The sequence below is a fragment of the Actinacidiphila yanglinensis genome, assembly GCF_900107965.1.
GTDB classification, from domain to species: domain Bacteria; phylum Actinomycetota; class Actinomycetes; order Streptomycetales; family Streptomycetaceae; genus Actinacidiphila; species Actinacidiphila yanglinensis.
Genome location: NZ_FNVU01000009.1, coordinates 180,385 through 206,205, shown reverse-complemented (window position 1 = coordinate 206,205; position 25,821 = coordinate 180,385). Strand labels below are relative to the sequence as shown.

The window sequence follows — 25,821 nt, the reverse complement described above, 5'->3', positions numbered from 1 at the left end:
AGCCTACGGGGAAGTGCCCGCGGGTCAGCGCCACGGTTCGGATACTGAACGCAGGATCGCCGCGGTGGCGACCGCCGCGGTCACCGCCTCGTGTCCCTTGTCCTCGTTGGAGCCGGGCAGTCCGGCCCGGTCCAGCGCCTGCTCCTCGTTGTCACAGGTGAGGATGCCGAAGCCGACCGGCACCCCGGTCTCCACCGCGACCTGGGTGAGGCCGTTGGTGACGCCCTGCGAGACGTACTCGAAGTGCGGGGTGCCGCCGCGGATGATCACGCCGAGCGCGACGATCGCGTCGTAGCCGCGGCCGGCCAGCACCTTGGCCACCACGGGCAGTTCGAAGCTGCCCGGCACCCGCAGCAGGGTGGGCTCCTCGATCCCGAGGTCGCGCAGGGCGCGGACCGCCCCGTCGACGAGGCCGTCCATCACCTGGGTGTGCCACTGCGCCGCGATGACGGCGACCCGCAGGTCCCCGCAGTTCTTCACGGTCAGTTCGGGGGCGCCCTTGCCGCTCACTTCTCTCCTCGGTTGGTGCTGGGGGTGGTACGGGGAATGGTGCTGGAGTTGCTGCTGGGGTTGGTGCTGGGAGGGGTCGACTCGCCGTCGAGCCACGGCAGTTCGTGGCCCATCCGGTCGCGCTTGGTGCGCAGGTACCTTACGTTGTGCTCGCCCGCCGCCACCGGCATGGGCACCCGGGCCAGCACCTCGATGCCGTGCCGGGCCAGCGCCGTGGACTTCGCGGGGTTGTTGGTCATCAGCCGCAGCGAGCGCACCCCGAGGTCGGCCAGGATGTGCGCGGCCGCCGCGTAGTCGCGCGCGTCCGCCGGCAGGCCGAGTTCGAGGTTGGCGTCGAGGGTGTCGCGACCGCGCTCCTGGAGCTCGTACGCCCGCAGTTTCGACATCAAGCCGATGCCGCGCCCCTCGTGGCCGCGCAGGTAGAGCACCACGCCGCGGCCCGCGGCGGCCACCTCGCGCAGCGCGGTCTGGAGCTGCGGGCCGCAGTCGCAGCGCAGCGAGCCGAAGACGTCGCCGGTCAGGCACTCGGAGTGCACCCGGACCAGGACGTCGGTGCCGTCGCCGAGGTCGCCGGCGACCAGCGCGACGTGCTCGCCGCCGTCGTCGGTGCCGCGGTAGCCGTACGCCCTGAACTCACCGTAGGCGGTGGGCAGCCGGGTGCTGGCCTCGCGGCGCACCTCGGTCTGCGCCGAGCGGCGGTAGGCGATCAGGTCCTCGATCGAGATGATCGCCAGACCGTGCTTGCGGGCGAAGGGGACGAGTTCGGGGAGCCGGGCCATGGTGCCGTCCTCGCGGGCGATCTCCACGATCGCCGCGGCCGGCCGCAGCCCGGCGAGCCGGGCCAGGTCGACGCCGGCCTCGGTGTGGCCTGCGCGCACCAGCACCCCGCCGGGACGGGCGGCGAGCGGGAAGACGTGGCCGGGCCGGACGAAGTCGCCGGCCGCGGCGGCCGGGTCGGCCAGCAGCCGGATGGTGGCGGCCCGGTCCGCGGCGGAGATCCCGGTGGTCACGCCGTGCGCGGCGCTCGCGTCCACCGAGACGGTGAACGCCGTGCGCATCGACTCGGTGTTGGACTGCACCATCTGCGGCAGTTCCAGCCGGTCCAGTTCCTGGCTCTCCATGGGCACGCAGATCAGCCCGCGGCACTCGTTCATCATGAAGGCGACGATCTGCGGGGTGATCCGCTCGGCCGCCACGATGAGGTCGCCCTCGTTCTCCCGGTCCTCGTCGTCGACGACCACGACCGGGCGGCCGGCGGCGATGTCGGCGATGGCCCGCTCGACCGTGTCGAGCACGAGATCTTCGGTGCCGCCGTCACCGTCCGTGTCGAGGGCGCGGGTGCCGAGACCGGCGCCGGCGAGGCCGTCCTGCCGGGGGTCGTGCGGTGCGGTCATGGTGGTCATGCCGTCGCTCCTTCCGCGGTGGTGGCGGGCCGCAGCGGCTGCGTGCCGTCCCGTTCCGGGACGGTGCGCCGCGTCTGCTGCCACCAGGCGTACATCCCGGCGATCACCAGGACGAAGTAGATGATGTAGACCAGGCCCGAGAACGGCAGCCCGCTGTGGAAGTTCAGCGGCACGCCGACCAGGTCGACGGCCAGCCAGGCGAACCAGAACTCGACCCAGCCGCGGGCCTGCGCGTACATCGCGGCGAGCGTGCCGACGAAGATGTACGCGTCCGGCCACGGGTTCCACGAGAGCTTCGGGTAGGCGAGGAAGAGCGAGGCGACCGCGACGGTGCCCAGGCCGGTGGCCGCCACCAGCACGGCCCGTTCCCGCCAGCTCGCGAAGCGGATCGTCACCCGGCCGGTGCCGCCGCCGCGCCGCCACTGGTACCAGCCCCACACGGCGACGGTGATCACCACGAACTGCTTGCCGACACCCCCGCCGAGGTGCGCGCCCCAGAAGGCGGCCACCAGCACGACGCCGGACAGCAGTTGGACCGGCCAGGTCAGCATGGCCCGCCGCCAGCCGAGCGCGAGCGCGGCCAGCCCGAGCAGGTTGCCGATCATGTCGGACCACATGACGTGCTGGTCGAAGGCGGTGAACGCCTCGCTGTTCAGCCAGTGCACGACGCTCATCGGGCTGTCTCCGCGGGACGGCCGCCGTCGTCCAGCATCCGCTCGACGTACTTGGCGATCACGTCGACCTCCAGGTTGACCGGGTCGCCGGGCTGCTTGATGCCGAGCGTGGTCAGCGCGAGGGTGGTCGGGATGAGGCTGACGGTGAAGTGGTCCCGGGCGGCCTCGACCACGGTGAGGCTGATCCCGTCGACGGTGATGGAGCCCTTCTCGACCACGTAGCGGGACAGTTCGGCGGGCAGCGCGATCGTCACGATCTCCCAGTTCTCGCCGGGGGTGCGCGCCAGCACCGTGCCGGTGCCGTCGACGTGGCCCTGCACGAGGTGCCCGCCGAGCCGGCCGCCGAGCGCCATCGGCCGCTCCAGGTTGACCCGGGAGCCGGGCGCCAGGGCGCCGAGGCTGGAGCGCTTCAGGGTCTCCGCCATCACATCGGCGGTGAAGGCGCCGTCGGGCAGGTCCACCACGGTCAGGCAGACCCCGTTGACGGCGATGGAGTCGCCGTGCTTGGCGCCCTCGGTCACGACGGGGCCGCTCACGGTGAAGCGGGAGGCGTCGCCCAGGTCCTCGACGGCGGTGATCTCGCCCAGCTCTTCCACGATTCCGGTGAACACGTCAGCTCTCCTGGGATGTTGAGGGGACGGCGGTGGCGGCCGCGGGGACGGCGGAGACCCTGAGGTCGGGGCCGATCCGGTCGACGGCGGTCACATCGAGCCGCAACGCCTGCGTGAGGGTGGTGATTCCTGCGCCTTCGAGTACGGCCGGGCCGGCACCGAGCAGCGTGGGGGCGAGGTAGGCGGTGACGATGTCGACGCTCCCGGCGGCCACGAACGCCCCCGCGAGCGTCGGCCCGCCTTCGAGCAGCACGGCGCGCACCCCGCGGGCGAGCAGTTCGGCGAGCAGCGCGCGCACGTCGACGCCGCGGCCCTCGGGGGCGTACGGCAGCCGGACGACGTCCACGCCGCGCAGGTGGGAGGTGTCGGCGTCCTTGCCGACGGCGATCAGGGTGGGCGCGGCGTCGTCCAGCACGCGCGCGCCCGCGGTGGTACGTGCCCGGGTGTCGACGACCACCCGCAGCGGCTGGGTGGCGCCGTCGATGCCGCGCACCGCGAGGTGGGGGTTGTCGGCGGTCAGGGTGCCCGAGCCGACCACGACGGCGTCGGCCTCGGCGCGCAGCCGGTGCACGTCGGCGCGGGCCTCGGGCGAGGTGATCCAGCGGCTGGTGCCGTCGGCAGCGGCGATCCGGCCGTCGAGGGTGGCGGCGTACTTCCAGCGCACGAACGGGCGGCTCTTGCGGACGGACGTGAGCCAGGCCGCGTTGACCGTCTCGGCCTCCTCGGCGAGCAGGCCCTCGCTCACGTCGATACCCGCGGCCCGCAGGGTCTGCGCACCGCCGGACGCCGTCGGGCTGGGGTCGGCCACCGCGAACACGACCCGGGCCACACCGGCCTCGATCAGCGCCTTCGCGCAGGGGCCGGTACGGCCGGTGTGGTTACAGGGTTCCAGGGTGACCAGCGCGGTGCCGCCGCGGGCCCGTTCGCCGGCCGCGAGCAGCGCGTGCACCTCGGCGTGCGGTCCGCCTGCCCGCTGGTGCCAGCCCTCCCCCGCGACCTGTCCGGCCGCGTCGAGGATCACACAGCCCACCACGGGGTTCGGCGCGGTCGCGCCGAGGGCGCGCGCGGACAGCGCTACTGCCCGACGCATCGCGTGGGTCTCTGCACTGGTGGCCACCGGGTCCTCCTGCCTCATCAGGCACGGACTCCGGGGCGAGGGAACTGACGGACCTCCACTCGCCGGAACGCCGCTCTCGCACCCGCGGACCCGCACCTGCGCACGGACCCGCACCTACGGCGGCCTTCTCGAGTGAACGCCCGCCGCGCACTGCCTCCCATCCGGACTTTCACCGTCGGTCCAGGAATTTCACCTGGTCAACCGGCCGCTGGCTGCGGCCGGGTCGCGGACTGTAACCGCCGGTTCGGAATTACACCGACCCCGGAGTGCGCGAACGTCACTACTGCAGTCAAGTCTGCCACGCCGGCGTCCCGGTGATCCACCCCCTCTCTGCGTGCGGTCCCTCACAGGGGTGACCCGCACCCCCCGGGGTGCCCCGGCCCGCCGGTTGAGGGACCACCTCCCGGTGGAGGGTTGGGGGTACCTCCCAGGCGAAGCACTGGGGGAGCGCAGTTCCCCACGCCCCTGGGTGGTTGCCCTCTTTTCGCGGAGGGACCCGCACCAACCGGGGGCGCGGGGAACTGCGCGAACAACCACAGCCGGACCGCAAGGTCCCGAGACGGGCAGGACGGGGCAGCCCGGGGGGACAGGGGCGCGGGGAACTGCGCGACAAGCCACCGCGGACCGCAAGGTCCCGGAACCGGCAGGACGGGGCACCCTGGGGGGTCACCGCACCCACAGCGCACGCTGAGCCGCATCCATGGCCGTGATGACGGCCCCCCGCAGGATCGGCCCGCCGCGGACCGCGGTGACCTCGAACGACGTACGCAAGGGGGAGAGCCGATCGAAGGCCACCTCGACCAGCTCGGCAAGGACGCCCCCTCCGGCCTCCCCGACCTCCCCCGCAAGGACCACCCGTCCAGGGTCCAGCACCGCGCAGATGGACGCGGCCCCCAGGGCGATCCGCTCGGCGAGCTCCGCGAGGAACCCGTCCGCCCCGCCGTCGACCGCGGCCCGAACCGCCGCGGCCGCGGACTCCGCGTCCGACCCCGCCCCGGGCGACAGCCCGTGCGATCGGGCCAGCGCGCAGACCGCCCGGCTGCCCACCCACCCGTGGTACCCGTTGTCGCAGTCCTCCGCGCTGGGCAACTCGCCGTCCCGCGACAGCGGCAGGAACCCCACCTCGCCGGCGCCCCCGGACACCCCGCGCCGCAGCCGGCCGTCGAGCATGACGCCCGCCCCGACTCCCCCGCCGATCCACAGCAGGACGAACGTCGCGTCGTCCGACCCGGCGGACGCGCGCTGCTCGGCGACGGCCGCGAGGTTCGCCTCGTTCTCCAGCAGGACGGGCACGCCGATCCGGCGCCGTACCTCGTCCACGAAGTCCGCGTGCCAGGCCGGCAGCGCCCCGGACGAGCTGAGCCGCCCGGTGACGGGATCGACCAGCCCGGGCGCGCCGAACGCGATGGTGTGCAACCGGGCCGCGCCGGCCTGCCGCGCGGTGCCGAGCAGCAGCGCGATCCCGTCCTCGACGATGCGCGCCGGATCGGTGCCGGGCGCGACCGGCTGCTCGGCGCGCGCGACGCTCCGCCCGAGCAGATCCGCGATCTCCACGCCGATGCTCTCGATCCGGACATCGAGCCCGGCGACATGCGCGCGGTCGGCGACGATGCCGTAGACCCGGGCGTTCGGCCCGCGCCGGTCCGCGCCGGACTCGCCGACCACCTCGATCAGGCCGGAGTCCTGGAGTCGCTCGACGAGGTCGGCGACGCTGGGCCGGGACATCCCGATCAGCTCTTTCAACTGCCCGGCGGTGAGCGGCCCTTCGTCCTGGAGCAGGCGCAGGGCGAGCCGGTCGTTGATGGCCCGGGCGGTGCGGGGCGACGCACCGCGCCCGGGGTGCGCGCTGGTGACGGTCATGGCGGCGATCCTTCCAGACCTGCCTCTGGTGCGGCCGAAAATGCGTTAACCATCAGGCAGGCTTCCTGATAGTTTACTCGCCATGACGACCGCCGCGCCGAGCGAACAGTGGTCCCCCGCCCGGGTCCGCCGCGCCCACCTGACGATGCGCGCGGCCTTCGCCGTGCACGGTGCGGCGTCCGGCACCTTCGCCACCCGCATCCCCTGGATCAAGGACCATCTCGGCCTGAGCGCGGGCACGTTGGGGCTCGCGCTGGTCTGCCCCGCGATCGGCTCCTCGCTGCTGATGCCGCTGGCCGGGCGGCTCATGCACCGCTTCGGCTCGCGGGCGGCCCTGCGGCTGCTGCTGTGCCTGTGGTGCGCGGCCCTCGCGCTGCCCGCGCTCGCGCCCGGGCTGCCCTGGCTGTGCCTGGCGCTGCTCGCGTTCGGCGCGAGCGCGGGCATGGCCGACGTGGTGATGAACGCGCTCGGCATCGCCGTGGAGGAACACAAGGGCAAGTCGATCATGTCCGGGCTGCATGGCATGTGGAGCACGGGCACGCTGATCGGGGCCGCGATCGGTGTGCCCGCGGTGCACGCGGGCCTGGACGGCCGGGTGCACCTGCTGCTGATGGCGGCCCTGCTGGTCACGGCGGCGCTGCTGATCACCGCGCACGCACCGGACACCCGGCCGGACGCCGGCGAGGAGGCCCCGCCGCACTTCTCGCTGCCCCCCAGGGCCGCGCTGGTGATCGGGGCGATCGGGTTCTGCGGGGTGTTCGCGGAGGGCGGCAGCTCGGACTGGTGCGCGGTCTACCTGCGGGACATCGCGCACGCGTCCCCGGCGGTGGCGGCGCTGGCCTACACCGCCTTCTCCTGCACGATGGCCGGCTCCCGGTTGGTCGGCGACGTCGTGGTCCGGCGGCTCGGCGCGGTGCGCACGCTGCGGATCGGCGGAGCGGTCTCCACCCTCGGCGGCGCCCTGGTGGTGGCCTCGCGCCATCCGGGGCCGGCGATCGCCGGTTTCGCCATGATCGGGGTGGGCATATCGGTGACGGTGCCCCTGTGCTTCGCGGCCGCGGGGCGGCGCGGGCCCGTGCCGAGCCAGGCGATCGCGGGCGTCGCCACGGTCACCTACACGTCGGGGCTGGTCGCCCCGGCGGCGATCGGCGGGATCGCCGCGGCGAGTTCGCTCACCGTGTCCTTCGCGCTCATCACCGTCCTCACCCTGGGCCTCGTGCTCGGCGCGGGGGTGGTCCGCCCGACACCCGTGCTGGCGAAGGTCTCCTCCCCCGGCCCTGTGCCCGAGCGCGCTCCCGCGGGCACGGCCACCGAGTAGCCCGCCGCCGGGCGGCATCCCGCCCGGCCCTCCGACCCTCCGGGCCGGGGCACCGCCGACTCAGGGACGGCGGTGTTCCCGGCCCGGAGGTCTTTCCGTCACCGGGGCGCGGGCGCTGCCCGAGATCGGGTCGAGCTGTTCCGGGGCCGGACGCAGCGGCCACAGGTCGCCGCCGGGCGGGGCCTGGAGGTCCGGTACCGCCTCGGCCGCCGCCGGGTCGCCCGCCTCGGCCGCCGCCCGGACCACGTCGCTCGCCGCGAACCGCTGGAAGTCCAGCTCCGGGTGCGGCCAGGGTGCGCGACCGGTGGCAGCGGGCAGAAGATGGCGGACCGCGTCGGGGATGCCCGCGCCGGCGGGGTTGCGGTACGCCCACAGGTCGACGCCCACCTGGCGGCCGACGAGGGCGAGCCGGGTGAAAGCGACCAGGCAGAAGGTCGAGTAGTGCCAGCTGCGGGTGCGGGCCAGTTCCCTGGGCAGGCTGCCGTCCGCCGCGATCTGCGGGTCGATCCGGGCGGTGCGCGCGGCGAGCACGGTGCGCCGGGCCGACTCGGGCTGCCCGATGGCGAGTTGGAGCGCGGCGAGCTGCATGTCGTAGAAGGTGCCGTGGTTGTTGGCGGTGGCGGCCTCCTCGGCCGCGAAGGTGCCGCCGAGCCAGCGGGTGAAGTCCGCGTACCAGGCGTGCATTCCGTCCCGGTCGGCCGCGCTCCAGCCCGGGGCGCCGGTGTCCAGCAGCGCGGTGGCGTCGAGCAGCGAGGTGAACTGCTGGGAGAAGTCGATGATGCCGATCGGGCGGCCGTCGGTGATGCCGGGGATGGCCTGGGCGTGCGCGAGGTGCGGGTTCATCCGGGTGGCCGGGTCGAGGAACCAGGTGCGCAGCACATGGGCGGCCCGCTCGGCGTAGTCGGGGCGGCCGGTGTGGTACCAGGCCAGGGCGAGCGTCTGCACGGCGTCGAACATCGCCCTGCGCCCGCGGTGGTCGGTGATCAGGTCGACCTCGGGGTTGCGCAGCCCGTCCCGCTGCTCGTACGGCAGGCCCTCGGGGTCGGCGGCGGTGCGGGGCCGGCCGGGCCACCAGTACGGGGCCTGGCTGAGGTAGTCGTGGCGGTCCCCGCTCGGCGGGGTCTGCGGTTTGTCCGTCACGGACCACGGCCCCCGGGTCAGCCGGCGGTCGGCGCGGGCGGTGAGGACCTCCAGCGCGGCGGCGGCCTCCGGATCGCCGGCCCGCAGCAGTTCGCGGGCCTGCCGCAGCCGGCCGCCGTCGAGCACCACGGTCAGCGGGACCGCTTCGGCACCGGGTCCCGGCCTCGTGGCCCGTCCCGCCACCGTGTCCGCACCCGGCGTCGGCGCCGCCTCGTTCTCCGCCTCGGGCAGATCCGGCACGACAACCTCCTCGATCACGTCCATGAACAGAGTTCATCCCTGCGACCGTTGGAGCGTAGAGTCCTGCCCTCTTCCCGGCAATGGGGCGGCCGCCGGCGCGCGGCGGTCGGCGCCGCGACGGTAAGCGCGGGACGGACGGGACGCGAGGGATGGGCGGAACGAGCGCGAAGGGGCACGGCGGAACCGGCCGCACCGGAGAAGGGCGACGCCACCGCGAGCAGACGTGGGGACGGCAGCCGCCACGAGAAGAAGGTCCGGCGGGCGCGCACGGGGGAATCGAACCCGCCGGACCGTGCCTCCACGTTAGCGGCCCCTCACGGACCGTTGGAGGCGGAGTCGGACAAATACTGTCGCGCAAACACGCCATGGCACAGGCTCGCGTCATCTCCTGTTCCCCGTAAGGACGTTGAGCCGGTCCGAGGGCCCGCCGCGGACCGCTCGTCCGTCAGCCGACGCTCAGGTCCTGGAGGCCCACCACCTGGAGCAGCCGCAGCCGTTCGCACGAGCCGGACCCGGGGCGGGCGGTGAGCACCACCAGCCGCTGCTCCCCGTCGGGGCTCAGCATCTCCTCGCAGTCCAGCACCAGTTCCCCGACCACGGGGTGCAGGAGGCGCTTCACGTCCGTGCGCCGCACCGCCACCTCGTGCTCGGCCCACATCCGGGCGAACAGTGGGCTGGCGGAGCGCAGTTCGGCGGCCAGCGCGGCCGGGCGGACGTCCTTCGGCCGGGCCGCGACGACCGCGCGCAGCTGCGCCACATGGCTCCGGGCCAGGGGCTCGTAGTCCTCCGCGGGTACCGCCGCGCGCGCCCCGGGATCGGTGAACACCCGCCGCACGAGGTTGCGCCGTCCCGGCGGCCGGTCGGAGACGTCGCCGAACAGCGCGGCGGACATCGCGTTCTGCGCGAGCACGTCGCCGATGTCGTTGACCACCATCGCGGGGGTGTCGTGCAGCCGGTCCAGGATGAGCAGCAGCCCGGGACGGACGTACTCCTCGTCGGCCGGCTCCCGCGGCGGCCGCCCGCCCGCGAGGTGGACGAGGTGGTCGCGCTCGCCCGGCGTCAGCCGCAGCGCCCGCGCGAGCGCCGCCAGCATCTGCCGGCTCGGGCGGGCGCCGCGGGCCTGCTCCAGCCGCGCGTAGTAGTCGACCGACATGCCCGCGAGCCGCGCGACCTCCTCCCGCCGCAATCCGGGCGTGCGGCGCCGCGCGCCCGCGGCCAGTCCCACGTCCGCGGGGGTGAGGCGGAGGCGGCATCGGCGCAGGAAGTCGGCGAGTTCTGGTCGGTCCACCCCACCAGCATGCGGCGGCCGCGCGCGGCTATCCAGGGAGTGGCACTGCCAGGATCACCCGGCCCGCCCGCGGGCCGGCCCGTCGCGTCCGCCGTCACGGGGACACCGCCGCGCGGCGCGGGCGGGCGCCGCTGCCGCGTGCCGAAGCTGGGGGGATGACGACGACGGCGCGATGGACGGCCCCGGGGGACGTGGCGCAGGTGGTGGCACGGATGCGGGCGCTGGCGGCGGGGCTGCCGCCCGGCGACGGGGTGGCGGTGTTCAACCGCGTCTACCTTGCGGTCACCGATGAGGTCACCCGGCGGCTGGCGGACGGGGGATTCTCGGACGGGCCCGAGGCGGCGGCGCTGGCCGTGGTGTTCGCCGGGCGCTACCTGGCCGCCGTCGAGGACGCGGGCGGCCGGGAGCCGGGTGCGGACGGGACGGCAGGGGCGCCCGGATGCTGGCGGCCCCTGCTGGAGGCGCGGGCCGATCCCGGCGTCCACCCGCTCCAGTTCGCCCTCGCCGGGATCACCGCCCACGTCGGGCACGACCTCGCGCTCGCCGTGGTCGACACCTGCCGGTCCACCGGGCGGGCGCCCGCCGAGGTCGCCGCGGACTACGCGGAGGTCGGCGGCGTCCTGCGCGCGATCGAGGTCCGGGTCAGGGAGGAGCTGATGCCCGGCCCCGACCTGCTGGAGCGGCTGGACCCGCTCACCCACGCCGTCGGGTCCTGGTCCCTGGCCCGGGCCCGGGACGGCGCCTGGGCGGCGGCCCGCCTGCTGTGGGCGGTGCGGGACCGGCCGGAGGCGTACGAGGAGTGCGCCGCGGGACTGGACGCGGCCGTGGGCCTGATGGCCCGCGCGCTGCTCGACCCGCCCGGTCCGCTCGGTCCGCGGCCCGCTCAGTCCTCCGGCAGCAGCACGGGCGCGATCTCGTCGTAGCGGTCGCCCGGCCCCGGGTTGAGCGGGTCGGTCCCGCCGTCGAGGTGGTGCATGACGCCCCACACGGCGTTCAGCGCGGTCTGCACCGCGCCCTCGGCCCACCCGGCCGTCCAGGACACGTCGTCCCCCGCGAGGAAGATGCCGCGCTGGTCGGCGGGCAGCAGGTCCTGCACGAAGTGGGTGAACAGCCGCCGCTGGTAGCGGTAGTGGCCGGGCAGGTTCGCCTTGAACGCGCCCATGAAGTAGGGCTCGTCCTCCCAGGAGACGGTGACCGGGTTGCCGATGACGTGCTTCCTGATGTCGACGCCGGGATAGATCTCGCCGAGCGACTTGAGCATGACCTCCATCCGCTCGTGCGCGCTCAGCGGCAGCCACTTCGAGCTGTCGTCGCACCAGGTGTAGGACAGGCAGATCACCGCCGGCCGGTCCGGGCCGTCGTCCAGCAGGTAGGTGCCGCGGGTCATCCGGTCGGTGAGCGTCATGGACATCGTGTCGCGGCCGGTGCGCGGGTCCGGGTCGAGCCAGAACGGCCGGTCGACCGGCACGAAGAGCTTGCTGGACTCCATGTAGTGGGTGCGCTCGATCGCGGTCCAGTGGTCGATCGGGAAGAGCGAGTCGTCGCAGGCGATCTTCGACAGCAGCATCCAGCTCTGCGCGGTGAACACCGCGGCCCGGTAGCTCCGGATGTCACCACTGGCGTCGGTGACGGTGATCCGGTTGCCGGCGGTGCGGTGCAGGCCGGTCACCGCCGGGCGCGGGGTGCCGCCGTGCAGGGAGCTCAGCGAGGTGCCGCGCGGAAAGTGCAGCAGCTTGTCCGGCTCGTGCTCCCACAGCCGCAGCGGGAGCTGCCGGCTGCCGCCGACGATGCTGAAGTGGTCGTCGTCGGCGCCGGTGTAGACGACCCGGAGGATCTCCAGGATCGAGTTGGGGAAGTCGGTGTCCCAGCCGCCGGTGCCGAAGCCGACCTGGCCGAAGATCTCCCGGTGCCGGAAGGACGCGAACGCCGGTGAGGCGCAGAGGAATCCGTAGAAGGTCTGGTTGTCGAGCCGGTCGACCAGCGGGGACCAGAGCTCCCTGATCCTCGCCACGTCCCTGGTGCGCAGAGCGTCCTGCATCGCGGAGAAGTCGGCGCCCTCCTCCAGGCAGCTGTTCCAGGCGCGCATCACCTGGTGGTAGACCTCGGGCAGGTCGTCCACCGATGTGGCGTAGTGGGACTCGCCCTTGAGGTCGACCACGGTCGAAGGGGTGCAGGGCGCCAGCGGGTTGGGGAACGGCTTGGTGTCCAGGCCGACCAGGTCGATGTAGTGGCGCAGCGCGGTGGAGGACGGCGGGAACCGCATCGCGCCCATCTCCGCGGTGAGTTCCGGTTCGCAGCCGTCGAAGCCGACGGTCCGCAGTCGCCCGCCGATCCGGTCCGCCTCGTACACCACCGGACGCAGGCCCATCCGCATCAGCTCGTAGGCGGTCACGATCCCGGACAGGCCGCCACCGATCACCGCGACCTCGGTGCCGTGCGCGGTGGGCGGCACCGCGCCGAGACCGGCCGGGTGCGCGAGGAAGTCGTCGTACGGGAAGGGGAAGTCGGGTCCGACCATGGTGATCGGCGGCTGGGACTGCGCGCGGGCATGCCCTTCGTCGTGAACGGCGGTGGGCACGGACGTCATGGGGTGGTTCTCCTGGCGGCGAGGGAGCCGTACAGCTCGGGGCGGCGGTCGGTCAGGTAGGGGTTCTGCTCGCGGGTGGCGCGCAGCAGTTCCATGTCGGCGTCGGCGACGAGGAGTTCGGGGCCGGCTCCGGCCCGGGCGCGCACCACGCCGTCCGGGCCCGCCAGGCAGCTCCCCCCGACGAAGTCGTACTCGCCCTCCGGGCCGCAGCGGTTGACGTAGGCGATGTGCATGCCGTTCTCGAACGCGCGCGCGGGCAGCAGCGTGTCCGCGACGAACTCGTACGGGCGCATCAACGCGGTCGGTACGGCGAGGAGTTCGGTGCCCGCCAGGGCGTGCGCGCGCACCGCTTCGGGGAACTCCACGTCGTAGCAGATCAGCAGGCCGATCCGGACGCCGTCGAGGGTGGCCTGGACCAGCGGGCGGTCGCCCGGGGTGAACACCGAGCGCTCGTAGTCGCCGAACAGGTGGGCCTTGCGGTACTCGGCGAGCGGCATGCCGTCGGGGCCGGTGAGGCGCGCGGAGTTGTGGACGCGGTCGCCGTCCCGCTCGGGATAGCCGTGCACGATGGCGAGGGAGTACCGGGCGGCGATCCCGGCGATGTGCTGCGCCGCGGCTCCCCCGGCCGGCTCGGCCAGGTCGGCCACGGCGTCGCCGAGCGCGTATCCGGTCAGGAACATCTCGCCCGTCACCAGCAGCCGCGCGCCCCGCCCGGCCGCGTCGGCGGCCGCCGCGTCGAGGGCCGCCAGGCTGGCCGCCGTGCTCGCGGGCACCCCGACGGGCCCCTGCAGCAGCGCTGTCCGCAACGCTCCCACCGCTCCCTCGCTCTCCGCGGCTCCTTGCGGCCCTGCGCCGCCGTCCGCGGATTCCCGCAGCTCACCGCTCCTCCCGGGACGCTACGTGGCGCTCCTACGCCGCAACAAGCCCCGAACATTGCGCCCAGGGCCCCGATCCGTTGCGTCTTTCGGCGGCGAAACGGCGATCCGTTGCGCGACCGGGCGCCCGCCCCCCTGGTGGGGGTGGGCGCCCGGTCGGAACGCGGGGGTCGGGGTCAGCCCCGGCCCTCCTCGTCGCTGGACTTCGCGGAGCGCTCGGTGCCGGGCTCGCTCGCCATGTCGGTCTCGACCCGCTCCTTGCGGACCCTGCCGTGCACGGTCTGCTGCTCGGTGTGCTCCTCGACCTGCATCCGCACCCGCTCCTTGGGCACGACCTCGGTCTCGACGACGGCCTTGTCCTCGTGGAGGGTGACCACCCGCTCCGCCTCGCTGATGTCGCCGGCACGGCTCGCGCGGTCCGCCTCGCTGATCGGTTCGCGGACCAGCCGGACCTCCTCGCGGCGGATCGGTACGACCTCCTCGACCTCCTCGACGTCGACGTACTTGTGCATCCGCGCCTGACCGGTGGCCTGGCGCTCGACCCTGACGTGCATCTCCTCCTCGGAGCGGGTCACCGCCTCGTCCATGCCGGCGGAGGCGGAACGCGACTCGTCGGTGCCGAGCCGCTCGGCGGCGCCGGTCGGTCCCGCCGCGTACGCGGCGGTGCCGGTGCCGGCCTCGCTGCCGGACATCTCCGTGTCGGTGGCCTTCGCGGACGCGGCGCCTGAGTCCGCCATGCCCGCGCTCTCGCCGCGGCCCTGCCGCCCGCGTCCCGCGGCCCCGGCCGCGCCCGCAGCGCCGGCCGCGCCACCGGCCGCCGCGGCCTTCTCCCCGGTGTCCGAGCCGCCGGTCGCCTCCAGGCCGTAGTAGCGGTACAGGTGCCGCTCCTCCTCCGCGGACAGATGCCCCCCGGAGTCCACGTCGACGTTCGGCGCGCCCTTGATCTTGTCCTTCTCGTACGGCACCTCGACGTGGTCCTGCACGATCTTCGCGGCGCGCGTCGGCACGAACGTCTCGTTGTTGCCGAAGAAGCCGGTTTTGACCGTCACCCATTCCGGAAGGCCGGTGGCATCGTCCAGGTACATGTGCTTGGCATCGCCGATCTTCTTCCCCTGTGTGTCGTGGACGGGATGGCCCACAACCTGGGGTATCTGCTCGCGCGTGATCATGTCGCCTCCTCGGGCTGCCGGGGCCGTTTCCCGGCCTCACCTCACCGCGTTACCCCATTGAGGCGGGCAAAACATCTCCAATCGACCCAAGATGGACATTCCATCCGGCGGAAAGGCTCGCCCGAGGGCTCAGGACGGGCCCGCGGCCCCGTACCGGCGCAGCAGCGGGGAGAGCACCAGAACCGAGCGGGTACGGCTCACGAACGGCTCCCCCGCGATGCGTTCCAGCACCTGCTCGAAGTGGCGCACGTCGGCGGCGAAGACCTGCACGACCGCGTCCGCGTCGCCCGTCACCGTCGAAGCGGACGCCACCTCCGGGTAGTGCGCCAGCCCGCGCCGGATGTCCGCGGGCGAGGTGTTGTGCCGGCAGTACAGCTCGACCAGCGCCTCGGTCTGCCAGCCGAGCGCCACCGGATCCACCCGCACGGTGAACCCCGTGATGGCGCCCGCCGCCAGCAGCCGGTCGACCCGCCGTTTCACCGCCGGCGCGGACAGCCCCACCTCGGACCCGATGTCCGCGTAGGAGCGTCGCGCGTCCGCGGCCAGCGCGTGCACGATGCGTTCGTCGATCTCGTTGAGCGCCACAGCCGGAGTGTGCCACGCCGCGGGCCGCACCCCGGGCATCCGGGGTGCGGCCCGGGTCGGCTACTGCCAGCTCGCGTACAGCGGCTTGCCCTCCGCGTAGCCGGCCGCGCTCTGCACGCCGACGACGGACCGCTCCGCGAACTCCTCCAGGGAGCCGGCGCCCGCGTACGTGCAGGAGCTGCGCACGCCGGAGATGATCGAGTCGATCAGGTCCTCCACGCCGGGCCGGACCGGGTCGAGGAACATCCGCGAGGTGGAGATGCCCTCCTCGAACAGCGCCTTGCGCGCCCGGTCGTACGCCGACTCCTCGCTGGTGCGGTTGCGCACCGCGCGGGCGGAGGCCATGCCGAACGACTCCTTGTACAGCCGGCCGTCGGCCGCCTGCTGGAGGTCGCCCGGGGACTCGTGCGTCCCGGCGAACCAGGAACCGATCATGACATTGGACGCGCCCGCCGCCAGCGCCATCGCGACATCGCGCGGGTGCCGGACACCGCCGTCGGCCCACACGTGCTTGCCGTGCCGCCGCGCCTCCGCCGCGCACTCCAGCACCGCCGAGAACTGGGGCCGCCCGACCCCGGTCATCATGCGGGTCGTGCACATCGCGCCGGGGCCGACCCCGACCTTGACGATGTCCGCACCGGCCTCGATCAGGTCGCGCGTCCCGTCCGCGGCCACCACGTTCCCGGCCACGACCGGCACCTGGGGGTCGAGGGCGCGCACCGCGCGCACCGCCGCCAGCATCGACTCCTGGTGGCCGTGCGCGGTGTCCACGACGAGCGTGTCCACGCCCGCGTCGAGGAGCTGCTTCGCCTTGCCCGCCACATCGCCGTTGATGCCGACGGCGGCGGCGATCCGCAGCCGCCCGTCGCCGTCCACGGCCGGGTCGTACAGGGTGGCGCGCAGCGCGCCGGTGCGGGAGAGGATGCCGGCCAGCCGGCCGTCGGCGTCGACGGCGGGAGCGATCCTGCGGTGGGCGTCGTCCAGGCGGTGGAAGGCCTCCCGGGGGTCGATCCCCGCGTCGAGGAGCAGCAGGTCGCGGGACATCACCACGGAGAGCTGGGTGAAGCGGTCCACGCCCGACAGGTCCGACTCGGTGACCACACCGACCGGCCGGCCGTCCTCCACCACCACGCCGGCGCCGTGCGCGCGCTTGGGAAGCAGCGAGAGCGCGTCGGCGACGGTCTGCGACGGGGCGAGGGTGATCGGCGTGTCCAGCACCAGATGGCGCCGCTTGACCCAGCCGATGACCTCGGTGACCACCTCGATCGGGATGTCCTGCGGGATCACGACCAGCCCGCCCCGACGGGCGACCGTCTCGGCCATCCGCCGGCCCGCGATCGCGGTCATGTTGGACACGACCAGCGGGATGGTGGTGCCGGTGCCGTCGGGCGAGCGGAGGTCCACCGCCTGCCGCGAGCCCACGGCACTGCGGCCGGGCACCATGAAAACGTCGTCGTACGTCAGGTCGTACGGGGGCTGGACATCGTTGAGGAAACGCATACCGACTCTCTCACCTGCGGGTTCACCTGGGGGGCGGGCGGGGAGTCAGCACGGGCCGGGACTGGTCCGGCTGCGGCTCCTCGGCCCATCATCCCCGAAGTTCGCTGGTGACGGGACCCGGCGGGGGGCCCTTCGTGCGTTCGGCCGAGACCGCGCGCCCTCGTTCGTGTCTTCGACCAATCCTGCCGCGCCCGCCAAGCCCGCGAATTCCGCCGATCGTGCCGTTCTCCCCCGGGCCCCCGGATCCCGCGGAGGGACCGGGGGGACCGGGGGACCTCCTACTCGCCGCCGGACCGCCGCTTGCCCACCCACAGGCAGACGCCGACGACGACCGCGAGGACCACCAGCAGGATGATCAGCGCCGACGGGCTCGACGAGCCCCCGCCGCTCCCGCTGGTGTGGTGGTGGATGTGGCTGTGTACGCGTGTCATGCCCCCGAAAATCATGGTGCTGATCGTAGGGACCGCGCCCGCCGCAGACCATCATGGTCGCGTCACAGCCGCGCCACAGGAACATCCCGGGAACCGGCCCGGGGCGCGTCACGGCGTCGTGGTGCCGCCGCCCGGGCCCGCGTCGGGTCCCGGGCCGTCGCCGAGGTCGGCGGCCGGGCCGTCGCCCTCCACGACCACGGTCAGCTCGCTGTCGGTGTGCCGCCAGAACAGTTCGGCGTCGCGCAGGATGTCCTTCACGATCCGCCACTCCCGGGGCAGCTCGGCGGCGAAGCCCTGCCAGTTGCGGACGTGCAGCCGCCGGCCGCCGGGCTCGACCGGCCACCAGGACAGGTCGGTGAGGCAGTCCGCCAGCGCGTCCCAGTTGCGCCCGAACCAGCCGGGCAGCCGCAGGTCGGCGGAGACCCGGTCCATGAACTGCTGCCGGTCGCCCACTCCGGCAAGATCGAGCACGAGCATGGGCCGATGCTGCCACAGCCCGGGGCAAAGTCCCTGGTGATCGGTGGTGCGCCGCGCCGGGTCCGTCAATACGGCGGCGGGCGCGCGGCCCGGTCCGGCTCAGCCCCCGGCGAGGGCGCCGTCCGGGTCCGCCCGGTCCAGGGCGGGCCGGGGCGCGGGCCCGGTGGAGTGCAGCAGATGATCGGCGGCGGCGGTGTCGGTGACGAGACTGGTCACCAGACCGGAGCGCAGCACCGCGTCGATCGCCGCGGCCTTCCGCATCCCGCCGGCGATGGCGAGGACCTCCGGGATGCGGCGCAGCCGGTCCGCGTCGATGGTGATGCACCGCTCGCGCAGGTCGCGGCCGACCCGGCGGCCGCGCGCGTCGAAGAGGTGCGAGGACATCTCCGCCGCGACCCCGAGGCTCGCGTAGTGCTCGCGCTCGGCGGCGGACACGGCGTCGTAGACGGTGGAGATCCCGGCCTCCCACGAGCCGATGGACACCACCGCGACGGTGACCTTCTCGAAGTAGCTCATCGCGGCGGCGATCTGGCTCTGGGCGCGCAGCGCGGAGGCCGTGGAGGGGTCGGCGAGCACCATGGGCGCGTACAGCGGGTGCGCCTCGCCGCCGGAGACGGCCGCCGCGGTGCGGACCGCCTCGACCGAGCCGCGCTCGGCGGTCCCGACGTCGTACACGCCGGTGAGCTGGACGACGGTGCAGGGCGCGAGCCGGTCCAGCGCGTTGGCCATGGTGATGATGGAGCGGCCCCAGGCGAGGCCGAGGACGTCGCCGTCGCTGACGAGCTCGCCCAGCAGGTCGGCCGCGACCGCGCCGAGGTTCTCCGGGTCGGGTGCGTCGGCCTGGTCGGCGGGGGTCTCCACGACCACGGCGTGCCGCAGTCCGTAGTGCGCGCGCAGGGCGTCGGAGCGCTCGGCGTCGAGTTCGGCGGGCACCCTGATCTCGATCCGGACCAGGTCGCGTTCGAGCGCGGTCTCCAGCACCCGGGCCACCTTGAAACGGCTGACCCCGAACTCCTCGGCGATCTGGATCTTGGACTTGCCCTCCAGGTAGAAGCGACGTGCCATCGCCGCGGCCTGGACCATCTCCCCTGGGCCCATGCGCACCTGTGCGCGGCCTGTGCTCACGTCGCCTCTCCCCGGTCACCCATCTGATCAGCTCCGCCTGCCATCCTCCCAGACGCCGGGGGTTACGGGCGCGTAGCACGGCCCGAGCAGGCCGCACGGGGCGATCCGTCCCCGGCCGTACGGCAGCCGTTCGGCCGCCGTACCGCGGACGGTCAGCGCGGCTCGGCGGCGGTGGCCTGCGCGCGCAGCGCCCGGATCGCCGCGGCCGGATCGTCGGTGCCGTAGACCGCGGAACCGGCCACGAAGACGTCGGCGCCGGCCTCGGCGCAGCGCTCGATGGTGTCGGCGGAGACCCCGCCGTCGACCTGGAGCCACATCTCGAGTCCGAACTTGTCGATCAGTGCCCGGGTGCGACGGATCTTGGGCAGCATGATGTCGAGGAACGCCTGCCCGCCGAAGCCGGGTTCGACCGTCATGATCAGCAGCATGTCCAGCTCGGGCAGCAGGTCCTCGTACGGCTCGATCGGGGTGGCCGGCTTCAGGGCCATCGAGGCGCGGGCGCCCTTGGCGCGGATCTCGCGGGCCAGCCGGACCGGCGCGGCGGCGGCCTCCACGTGGAAGGTGACCGAGCCGGCGCCGGCCTCGACGTAGGCGGGGGCCCAGCGGTCGGGCTGCTCGATCATCAGGTGGCAGTCCAGCGGGATGTCCGTGGCCCGGCCCAGCGCTTCGACCACCGGGACGCCCAGCGTCAGGTTCGGCACGAAGTGGTTGTCCATGACGTCGACATGGAGCCAGTCGGCGCCCTCCGCCGCCTCGGCCGCCTCGGCGAGCCGGGCGAAGTCGGCGGACAGGATGCTGGGGTTGATCTGCGCGGTCATGGGGCCCAGCAAACCAGATCCGGGCACATCATCACCAATGCGTCCGCCCGGGCGGGACAGCGGGCCGGGCGGGCGTGCGCTCCGGGCCGGCCGGGCGGGACAGCGGGCCGGCCGCGGGGGTCCGGGACGGATCGCCGGGCGGAGTGCCGGACGGGATCCCGTGCGGGCCGGCGGGTGCCCGCGAACCCCCATCTCGCACTCATGTCAGAACACTTGACGGAGTATCAACACAAGCCGACACTTCGACGTGCCAAGTTCCAACACCGCCGGTCATTTTGCAACATGCGGCGGTGGGCGCCGCCCGTTCCGCGCCCGTCGCGGCGCCCCCCGCGCGCCCCTCCCCCACCGAAGGAGACGGCACGATGCGCCCCACAGCACCCGCACGACCAGCGCTCCCCCCACTCCTCGCCATCCGCCCGCTGCGCAGATCGCTCGCGGCGGGCGTCGCGGCGCTGCTGATGCTCTCGCTGCTCGTCCTGCTCGGTTCGAGCCCCCGCGCGCACGCCCTCGACAACGGCCTGGCCCGTACACCCCCGATGGGCTTCAACGACTGGAACGCGTTCGGCTGCAACGTCAGCGAGCAGCTGATCGAGCAGACCGCCGACTACCTGGTCTCCTCGGGCCTGAGGGACGACGGCTACAACTACGTCAACATCGACGACTGCTGGATGACGAAGAACCGCGACTCCGCCGGCAACCTCGTGCCCGACCCGGCGAAGTTCCCCGACGGGATCAGCGGCACCGCGGCGTACGTCCACGCCAAGGGCCTCAAGCTGGGCATCTACGAGAGCGCGGGCACCGCCACCTGCGCCGGCTACCCCGGCAGCCTCAACCACGAGCAGCAGGACGCGAACAGCTTCGCGTCCTGGGGCGTGGACTACCTGAAGTACGACAACTGCAACAACCAGGGCGTGCCCTGGGAGACGCGCTACAACGCGATGCGCGACGCCCTGCACAACACCGGCCGGGCCATCGTCTTCAGCATGTGCGAGTGGGGCGAGGACAACGTGTGGACCTGGGGCGCCGGCACCGGCAACCTGTGGCGCACCACCGGTGACATCAACGCGTCGTTCGGCTCGATGCTGTCGATCTTCCACAGCAACGTGCAGCTCGCGCAGTACGCGGGCCCCGGTGCCTGGAACGACCCGGACATGCTGGAGGTCGGCAACGGCATGTCCTTCACCGAGGACCGCAGCGAGTTCAGCCTGTGGGCGGAGATGGCCGCGCCGCTGATCGCCGGCACCGACCTGCGCAGCGCGACCGCGGCCACGCTGTCGCTGTACGGCAACAAGTCGGTGATCGCGGTCGACCAGGACACGCTGGGCAAGCAGGGCACCGAGGTGTCGTCCTCCGGCGGCCTGGACGTGCTCACCAAGCCGCTCTCCAACGGCGACGTGTCCGTGGCGCTGTTCAACGAGAACTCCTCGACGGCCACCATCAGCACGACGGCCGCGGCGGTCAAGGCACCGTCCTCCTCGTCGTACAAGCTGACCAACCTGTGGACGAACGCGGTCAGCACCAGCAGCGGCGCCATCTCCGCCTCGGTGCCCGGCCACGGCACCGTGATGTTCCGGGTCTCGCCCGGCAGCGGCAGCAGCGTCGGCACCACCCACCCGCTGCTCGGCGCGTCCTCGCACCGCTGCCTGGACGCGGCCGGCGGCGCGACCGACCCGGGCACGGCCATCGAGATCTGGGACTGCAACGGCGGCACCAACCAGGCGGCCACCCTCACCTCGGCCGGCGAGCTGCGGCTGTACGGCGGGACCCAGTGCCTGGACGCCTACAACAACCAGACCACCACGGGCACCAAGGTCGAGCTCTGGTCGTGCAACGGCGGCGCCAACCAGAAATGGCAGCTGAACCCGGACGGCACCATCACCGGCACCCAGTCCGGCCTGTGCCTGGACGTCACCGGCGGCGACAAGCCGGCCGGCAACGTCAACGGCACCGCACTGGAACTGTGGACCTGCAACGGCGGCGCCAACCAGCAGTGGAGCCTGGCCTGACCCCCTCCCCAGGCCGGTGAACGGCGGCCCCCGGCGCGCGCGACCCACCGCGCGCCGGGGGCCGCCGCGCTGTCCGCGGGGGGCCGGTCAGGTGCGGCGGAGCAGCGCCAGGTACATCGCGTCGGTGCCGTGCAGGTGCGGCCAGAGCTGGACGTCCGGGCCGTCGCCGAGGGAGGGGACGCCGGGCAGCAGCGGCCGGGCGTCGAGCTGTTCGGCGGCGGGCGCGTTCGCGGCGCGCAGCACGTCCTCGACGACCGCGCGCGTCTCGGCCAGGTGCGGGGAGCAGGTCGCGTACGCGACGACGCCGCCCGGCCGTACCGCCGCCAGCGCTTCGGTGAGCAGGCCCCGCTGGAGCGGCCCGAAGCCGCCGACGTCCTCGGCACGGCGCCGCCAGCGCGCCTCCGGGCGGCGGCGCAGCGCGCCCAGACCGGTGCAGGGCACGTCGACCAGCACCCGGTCGAACGCCCCGGGCCGCCACACCGGACGGGTGCCGTCGGCGACCACCACCTGGTACGGGCCGGGGTTGCCGTGCAGCGCGCGGGAGACCAGCCGGGCGCGGTGCGGCTGCTTCTCCGCCGCGACCAGCACCGCACCGCGTTCGGCGGCCAGCGCCGCGAGCAGCGCGGCCTTCCCGCCCGGGCCCGCGCACCCGTCGAGCCAGCGCGCGTCCGGCCCCTCCAGCGGCGCCGCGGCGAGCGCGGCCGCCACGAGCTGGCTGCCCTCGTCCTGCACTCCGGCGTCGCCGTCCCGCACCGCCGGCACCGCGGCCGGATCGCCGCCCTCGGCCAGCCGCAGCGCGTACGGCGACCAGCGGCCCGGCTCGGTCGACTCCGGCGGCAGCGTGGCGGCGATCTCCTGCGGGGTGCTGCGGCCCGGGCGGGCCACCAGCGTCACCTCGGGCCGCTCGTTGTCGGCCTCCAGCAGGTCCTCGATGCCCGCCCGGCCGCCGCCGAGCGCGTCCCACAGGGCCGACACCACCCAGCGCGGGTGCGAGTGCACCACGGCCAGGTACTCCTCCGGGTCCTCGTCGTACTGCGGGGCGACCTGTGCCAGCCACGCGCCGAGGTCCTGCGCGGAGACCTTGCGGAGGACCGCGTTCACGAAGCGCGCCCGCCCGTCGCCCAGCACCACCCGGGCCAGCTCCACGGTGGCCGAGACCGCGGCGTGCGTCGGGATCCGGGTGCCGAGCAACTGGTGCGCGCCCAGCGCCAGCACGTCCAGCACCGGCGGGTCCACCTCGCGCAGCGGGCGGTCCACGCAGGCGGCGATCACCGCGTCGTACGTGCCCTGGTGGCGCAGCGTGCCGTACACCAGCTCCGTGGCCAGGGCCGCGTCCCGGCGGTCGAAGGTCCGCCCCTTCTTCACCGCGTCCTGCTCGGCCGCGCGCAGCAGCCCCGGCAGCACCAGGTTCGCGTAGGCGTCCCGCTCCCCCACCGCCCGCAACGCCTCGAAGGCCAGCACCCTGACGGGGTCCTTCTGCGGACGGCGGTACGGCTTGCCCTGCATGTTCTTCAAAGGTGCTCCGGTTTTTTCTTACGGGGACGGCTCGCCCTCCAGCGTAAGGCGCCCTACCGGCTACTCGCCGCGTCGGTCCCCTCCGCCCCCGGCCGCCCCGCCGTCGTGGTTGTTCGCGCAGTTCCCCGCGCCCCTGGGTAGGTGCGGCTCTTTCCGCGAAAAGACGGTCACCCACAAGGGGCGCTGGGGGCACCTCCCCGCCGCCAGGCTGGGGGAGGAACCGCGCGGGCAACCACAGCCGGACCGCAAGGTCCCGTGGCGCACAGGACGGGGCAGCCGGGCGGGTCAGGCGCCGAAACGTGTGCCCGGCTCGAGACGGAGGCCCCGCGCCCAGTCCGCCGCACCCATCAACCGCTTCCCGACCGCCTGGACCTCCCCCAGCCGGACCGGGTGGCTCCCCGTCCCCACGAACACCGCCTTCTTGGTGACCGTGATCTCGCCGGGCGCGAGCCCCTCCGCGTCGGGCGCGGGCACGACCGGGCCGAGCTTGACGCGCTCGCCACCGAGCAGCGTCCACGCGCCGGGCGCGGGCGTGCACCCGCGGATCAGCCGGTCGACGCGCAGCGCCGGCGCGGACCAGTCGACGGCCGCGTCCTCGACGGTGATCTTGGGGGCGACCGTGATCCCGTCGGCGGGCTGCGGCCGGCCGACGAGGTCCCCGCTGTCGATGCCGTCCATCGTGGCGACCAGCAGCCGCGCGCCGCTCTGCGAGAGCCGGCCGAGCAGGTCGCCGCTGGTGTCGCGGGGGCGGATCTCCTCGGTGACGACGCCGTACACCGGCCCGGAGTCCAGGCCCTGCTCGATGAGGAAGGTGGACGCGCCGGTCACCTCGTCCCCCGCCATGACCGCGTGCTGCACGGGTGCGGCGCCACGCCAGGCGGGCAGCAGCGAGAAGTGCAGGTTCACCCAGCCGCGGGCGGGCACGTCCAGCGCCACCTTCGGCAGCAGCGCGCCGTAGGCGACCACCGGGCAGCAGTCCGGGCCGATCTCCCGCAGCCGGGCGAGGAAGTCCTCGTCGCGCGGCCGGGCCGGCTTGAGGACCTCGATCCCGGCCTCTTCCGCGCGCTGCGCGACGGGGCTGGCCAGCAGCTTGCGGCCGCGCCCCGCGACGGCGTCGGGGCGGGTGACGACGGCGACGACCTCGTGCCGGTCGGAGGCGAGCAGGGCGTCCAGTGCGGGGACGGCGACCTCGGGGGTGCCGGCGAAGACGAGCTTCATGGGGCGGGGTGTACCTCTCGGTGGGCGGCGGTGGGGCTCACAGGGCGCGGCCGAACGTGTCGTGCGGCGAGATCCTCACCCGCGGAGCGCCCTGGGCGCCCCAGTCCGCCTCCCGGATCGCCTTCATCGCGGCTTTGCGCCGCTCGGTGTCGAGCCGGTCGACGAAGAGGATGCCGTCGAGATGGTCCGTCTCGTGCTGGATGCACCGGGCCAGCCGCTGGGTGCCGTCGAGGACGACGGGGTCGCCGTACATGGTGAGGCCCCGGGCGACGACACCGTAGGCGCGCGCGCAGTCGTAGGTGAGGCCGGGCATCGACAGGCAGCCCTCGGGGCCGTCCTGCCGCTCGTCGCTGAGGGTGAGTTCGGGGTTGATCAGGTGGCCGACCTCGCCGTCGACGTTGTACGTGAACACCCGCAACGACACCCCGAGCTGGGGCGCGGCCAGGCCCGCGCCCGGCGCCTCCAGCATGGTGTCCGTCAGGTCCTTGACCAGGGTGCGCAGTTCGAGGTCGAAGGTGGTGACCGGCTGCGCCACCATGCGCAGCACCGGGTCGCCGAACAGGCGGATGGGCTTGACGGACACGGGTGCGGTCTCCTGGGGCGGTCGGGGCGCCTGGCGCACCACTGGCGGTCGGCGGGCGGGGGTCAATTCTAGGGCGGCTCGCGACGGGGAGTGCACGCAGGCGGCGCGCGCCCCCGGGGTGGGCGCCGCGCCGGTCGGGCGTGACTCCATGGGGCGGTGGCGCGTTGGTCAAGAGAGATTGACCGAAATCGGGCCCGCACACGGCTGGAACGCGGCCCGATCCTTGTCACCGTCGGTTGGAGAGGCTTGTTGATGCCCGACCACGCAACTCCCGATGCCCAGGCACGGGCCAGCCTGCACCTGCTGGTGCGGGACATCGAACGGGTCCGCCGGCAGGTGGACGCGCTGCGGACGCTGACCGCCCAGCTCGGCAACGTCTACCGGCCGCGGCGCGGCGGGCCCTCGGCCGGCTTCGTGGTGTACGGGCGGGCGCCCGCGCCGACCGTGCGGCTCGCCCAGGAGTTGCGGGACAGCGTGGAGACCCTGGTGACGGCCGCGGTGGAGTTCGACCGGTCCCTGGGGTTCTCCTGGGACGCGGTCGGGTCCGCGCTCGGGGTGACCAAGCAGGCGGTGCACCGGCGTTACGGTGCGCGCCGCACCCCCGCCGACGGCACGACGGACACCGCGCCCACGGTGCCCGCCGCCCGGTCCGTCGAGGAGGAGCCCGCACCGGCGTTCCCCAGCCCGCGCAATCCGTAAGGGGCCCCGCCCCGGCTACGAGGCGCCCTGCTCCACGCCCCTGCCGCCGGCCCCGCCCAGCACCCGGTACCG

At 74.0% G+C, this 25,821-nt stretch carries 24 protein-coding genes and 1 riboswitch; of the genes, 4 read left to right on the top strand and 20 right to left on the bottom strand.

The window, feature by feature from the left end; translation table 11 throughout:
- Positions 1–24: 24 nt before the first annotated feature.
- The 6 genes from ribH to C4U44_RS22020 all read right to left on the bottom strand — a co-directional run bounded on the left by ribH (position 25) and on the right by C4U44_RS22020 (position 6,175).
- On the bottom strand, positions 25–510 hold the full coding sequence (gene ribH, locus C4U44_RS22045) for a 6,7-dimethyl-8-ribityllumazine synthase (protein ID WP_103887686.1): 486 nt from the start codon (positions 508–510) through the stop codon (positions 25–27).
- Positions 507–1,913 (bottom strand): bifunctional 3,4-dihydroxy-2-butanone-4-phosphate synthase/GTP cyclohydrolase II, encoded by a 1,407-nt coding sequence (locus C4U44_RS22040; protein WP_322973648.1) that lies wholly within the window; start codon positions 1,911–1,913, stop codon positions 507–509. Before C4U44_RS22040 ends, ribH begins: the two co-directional genes overlap by 4 nt.
- Positions 1,910–2,587, bottom strand: a complete 678-nt coding sequence (locus C4U44_RS22035; protein ID WP_103887685.1) for a nicotinamide mononucleotide transporter family protein — start codon at positions 2,585–2,587, stop codon at positions 1,910–1,912. The genes C4U44_RS22040 and C4U44_RS22035 overlap by 4 nt, the downstream gene beginning before the upstream one ends.
- Positions 2,584–3,198 carry a riboflavin synthase gene (locus C4U44_RS22030; protein ID WP_103887684.1) on the bottom strand — a complete coding sequence of 205 codons (615 nt, stop codon included), beginning with the start codon at positions 3,196–3,198 and terminating at the stop codon, positions 2,584–2,586. The genes C4U44_RS22035 and C4U44_RS22030 overlap by 4 nt, the downstream gene beginning before the upstream one ends.
- Before the next feature lies 1 nt (position 3,199).
- Positions 3,200–4,315 carry a bifunctional diaminohydroxyphosphoribosylaminopyrimidine deaminase/5-amino-6-(5-phosphoribosylamino)uracil reductase RibD gene (gene ribD, locus C4U44_RS22025; protein WP_103887793.1) on the bottom strand — a complete coding sequence of 372 codons (1,116 nt, stop codon included), beginning with the start codon at positions 4,313–4,315 and terminating at the stop codon, positions 3,200–3,202.
- Positions 4,316–4,458: 143 nt separating this feature from the next.
- Positions 4,459–4,589: riboswitch (FMN riboswitch) on the bottom strand.
- Positions 4,590–4,981: 392 nt separating this feature from the next.
- Complete coding sequence (locus tag C4U44_RS22020) at positions 4,982–6,175, bottom strand: ROK family transcriptional regulator (RefSeq protein WP_103887683.1); 1,194 nt, start codon at positions 6,173–6,175, stop codon at positions 4,982–4,984.
- 82 nt (positions 6,176–6,257) lie between these two features.
- Here C4U44_RS22020 and C4U44_RS22015 point away from each other — a divergent pair, with 82 nt between their 5' ends.
- The gene (locus tag C4U44_RS22015) at positions 6,258–7,493 is read left to right on the top strand and encodes an MFS transporter (protein ID WP_103887682.1); all 1,236 of its coding nucleotides are present in this window, start codon (positions 6,258–6,260) and stop codon (positions 7,491–7,493) included.
- Between the two features lie 60 nt (positions 7,494–7,553).
- On the opposite strand, the gene C4U44_RS22010 is transcribed toward C4U44_RS22015, so the two are convergent.
- Both C4U44_RS22010 and C4U44_RS22005 read right to left on the bottom strand, forming a co-directional pair.
- Positions 7,554–8,897: an alginate lyase family protein gene (locus C4U44_RS22010; protein ID WP_103887681.1), complete on the bottom strand. Its 1,344-nt coding sequence runs from the start codon at positions 8,895–8,897 to the stop codon at positions 7,554–7,556.
- Positions 8,898–9,318: 421 nt separating this feature from the next.
- Positions 9,319–10,161, bottom strand: coding sequence for a helix-turn-helix transcriptional regulator (locus tag C4U44_RS22005; RefSeq protein ID WP_103887680.1), 843 nt, complete (start codon positions 10,159–10,161; stop codon positions 9,319–9,321).
- 155 nt (positions 10,162–10,316) lie between these two features.
- Here C4U44_RS22005 and C4U44_RS22000 point away from each other — a divergent pair, with 155 nt between their 5' ends.
- On the top strand, positions 10,317–11,084 hold the full coding sequence (locus C4U44_RS22000; protein WP_103887679.1) for a DUF5995 family protein: 768 nt from the start codon (positions 10,317–10,319) through the stop codon (positions 11,082–11,084).
- On the opposite strand, the gene C4U44_RS21995 is transcribed toward C4U44_RS22000, so the two are convergent.
- From C4U44_RS21995 to rpe, 9 genes are all read right to left on the bottom strand, one after another.
- A complete protein-coding gene (locus C4U44_RS21995; protein ID WP_103887678.1) occupies positions 11,045–12,748 on the bottom strand; it encodes a flavin monoamine oxidase family protein in 1,704 nt (567 codons plus the stop codon). The two genes, C4U44_RS22000 and C4U44_RS21995, sit on opposite strands and share 40 nt — an antisense overlap.
- Positions 12,745–13,563, bottom strand: a complete 819-nt coding sequence (locus C4U44_RS21990; RefSeq protein ID WP_103887677.1) for a carbon-nitrogen hydrolase family protein — start codon at positions 13,561–13,563, stop codon at positions 12,745–12,747. The genes C4U44_RS21995 and C4U44_RS21990 overlap by 4 nt, the downstream gene beginning before the upstream one ends.
- Positions 13,564–13,799: 236 nt before the next feature.
- Complete coding sequence (locus C4U44_RS21985) at positions 13,800–14,792, bottom strand: PRC and DUF2382 domain-containing protein (RefSeq protein WP_103887676.1); 993 nt, start codon at positions 14,790–14,792, stop codon at positions 13,800–13,802.
- Between the two features lie 129 nt (positions 14,793–14,921).
- Positions 14,922–15,377: an Lrp/AsnC family transcriptional regulator gene (locus C4U44_RS21980; protein ID WP_103887675.1), complete on the bottom strand. Its 456-nt coding sequence runs from the start codon at positions 15,375–15,377 to the stop codon at positions 14,922–14,924.
- A 60-nt stretch (positions 15,378–15,437) separates the two neighbouring features.
- Entirely contained in the window at positions 15,438–16,877 is a 1,440-nt protein-coding gene (locus tag C4U44_RS21975) for a GuaB1 family IMP dehydrogenase-related protein (RefSeq protein ID WP_103887674.1), read from the bottom strand.
- A 278-nt stretch (positions 16,878–17,155) separates the two neighbouring features.
- Positions 17,156–17,308: a hypothetical protein gene (locus tag C4U44_RS41600; RefSeq protein WP_160145082.1), complete on the bottom strand. Its 153-nt coding sequence runs from the start codon at positions 17,306–17,308 to the stop codon at positions 17,156–17,158.
- A gap of 108 nt (positions 17,309–17,416) precedes the next feature.
- A complete protein-coding gene (locus C4U44_RS21970) occupies positions 17,417–17,785 on the bottom strand; it encodes a barstar family protein (protein ID WP_103887673.1) in 369 nt (122 codons plus the stop codon).
- Positions 17,786–17,884: 99 nt separating this feature from the next.
- Complete coding sequence (locus tag C4U44_RS21965) at positions 17,885–18,883, bottom strand: sugar-binding transcriptional regulator (RefSeq protein ID WP_200823354.1); 999 nt, start codon at positions 18,881–18,883, stop codon at positions 17,885–17,887.
- A 179-nt stretch (positions 18,884–19,062) separates the two neighbouring features.
- Complete coding sequence (rpe, locus tag C4U44_RS21960) at positions 19,063–19,728, bottom strand: ribulose-phosphate 3-epimerase (RefSeq protein ID WP_103887671.1); 666 nt, start codon at positions 19,726–19,728, stop codon at positions 19,063–19,065.
- 458 nt (positions 19,729–20,186) lie between these two features.
- Between rpe and C4U44_RS21955 the strand changes: the two genes are divergently transcribed.
- A complete protein-coding gene (locus tag C4U44_RS21955) occupies positions 20,187–21,734 on the top strand; it encodes a glycoside hydrolase family 27 protein (protein WP_235032263.1) in 1,548 nt (515 codons plus the stop codon).
- Between the two features lie 87 nt (positions 21,735–21,821).
- Here the strand turns inward: C4U44_RS21955 and C4U44_RS21950 are convergent, their stop codons facing one another.
- The 3 genes from C4U44_RS21950 to def all read right to left on the bottom strand — a co-directional run bounded on the left by C4U44_RS21950 (position 21,822) and on the right by def (position 25,050).
- A complete protein-coding gene (locus C4U44_RS21950; RefSeq protein ID WP_103887792.1) occupies positions 21,822–23,240 on the bottom strand; it encodes an RsmB/NOP family class I SAM-dependent RNA methyltransferase in 1,419 nt (472 codons plus the stop codon).
- 294 nt (positions 23,241–23,534) lie between these two features.
- Complete coding sequence (gene fmt, locus C4U44_RS21945) at positions 23,535–24,467, bottom strand: methionyl-tRNA formyltransferase (RefSeq protein WP_103887669.1); 933 nt, start codon at positions 24,465–24,467, stop codon at positions 23,535–23,537.
- 37 nt (positions 24,468–24,504) lie between these two features.
- The gene (gene def, locus C4U44_RS21940; protein WP_103887668.1) at positions 24,505–25,050 is read right to left on the bottom strand and encodes a peptide deformylase; all 546 of its coding nucleotides are present in this window, start codon (positions 25,048–25,050) and stop codon (positions 24,505–24,507) included.
- A gap of 252 nt (positions 25,051–25,302) precedes the next feature.
- On the opposite strand from def, the gene C4U44_RS21935 reads away from it, so the two are divergent.
- A complete protein-coding gene (locus tag C4U44_RS21935; protein ID WP_103887667.1) occupies positions 25,303–25,749 on the top strand; it encodes a hypothetical protein in 447 nt (148 codons plus the stop codon).
- Positions 25,750–25,821: the final 72 nt, after the last annotated feature.

Coding starts and splice junctions, on each gene's coding strand:
- C4U44_RS22010 (WP_103887681.1), bottom strand. CDS start 8,897: ATGGACGTGATCGAGGAGGTTGTCGTGCCGGATCTGCCCGAGGCGGAG.
- C4U44_RS22015 (WP_103887682.1), top strand. CDS start 6,258: ATGACGACCGCCGCGCCGAGCGAACAGTGGTCCCCCGCCCGGGTCCGC.
- C4U44_RS21995 (WP_103887678.1), bottom strand. CDS start 12,748: ATGACGTCCGTGCCCACCGCCGTTCACGACGAAGGGCATGCCCGCGCG.
- C4U44_RS22035 (WP_103887685.1), bottom strand. CDS start 2,587: ATGAGCGTCGTGCACTGGCTGAACAGCGAGGCGTTCACCGCCTTCGAC.
- rpe (WP_103887671.1), bottom strand. CDS start 19,728: ATGACCGCGCAGATCAACCCCAGCATCCTGTCCGCCGACTTCGCCCGG.
- fmt (WP_103887669.1), bottom strand. CDS start 24,467: ATGAAGCTCGTCTTCGCCGGCACCCCCGAGGTCGCCGTCCCCGCACTG.
- C4U44_RS22000 (WP_103887679.1), top strand. CDS start 10,317: ATGACGACGACGGCGCGATGGACGGCCCCGGGGGACGTGGCGCAGGTG.
- C4U44_RS21965 (WP_200823354.1), bottom strand. CDS start 18,883: ATGGGCCCAGGGGAGATGGTCCAGGCCGCGGCGATGGCACGTCGCTTC.
- C4U44_RS22040 (WP_322973648.1), bottom strand. CDS start 1,913: ATGACCACCATGACCGCACCGCACGACCCCCGGCAGGACGGCCTCGCC.
- C4U44_RS21985 (WP_103887676.1), bottom strand. CDS start 14,792: ATGATCACGCGCGAGCAGATACCCCAGGTTGTGGGCCATCCCGTCCAC.
- C4U44_RS21950 (WP_103887792.1), bottom strand. CDS start 23,240: ATGCAGGGCAAGCCGTACCGCCGTCCGCAGAAGGACCCCGTCAGGGTG.
- C4U44_RS21935 (WP_103887667.1), top strand. CDS start 25,303: ATGCCCGACCACGCAACTCCCGATGCCCAGGCACGGGCCAGCCTGCAC.
- C4U44_RS21970 (WP_103887673.1), bottom strand. CDS start 17,785: ATGCTCGTGCTCGATCTTGCCGGAGTGGGCGACCGGCAGCAGTTCATG.
- C4U44_RS41600 (WP_160145082.1), bottom strand. CDS start 17,308: ATGACACGCGTACACAGCCACATCCACCACCACACCAGCGGGAGCGGC.
- C4U44_RS22020 (WP_103887683.1), bottom strand. CDS start 6,175: ATGACCGTCACCAGCGCGCACCCCGGGCGCGGTGCGTCGCCCCGCACC.
- C4U44_RS21955 (WP_235032263.1), top strand. CDS start 20,187: ATGCTCTCGCTGCTCGTCCTGCTCGGTTCGAGCCCCCGCGCGCACGCC.
- C4U44_RS21975 (WP_103887674.1), bottom strand. CDS start 16,877: ATGCGTTTCCTCAACGATGTCCAGCCCCCGTACGACCTGACGTACGAC.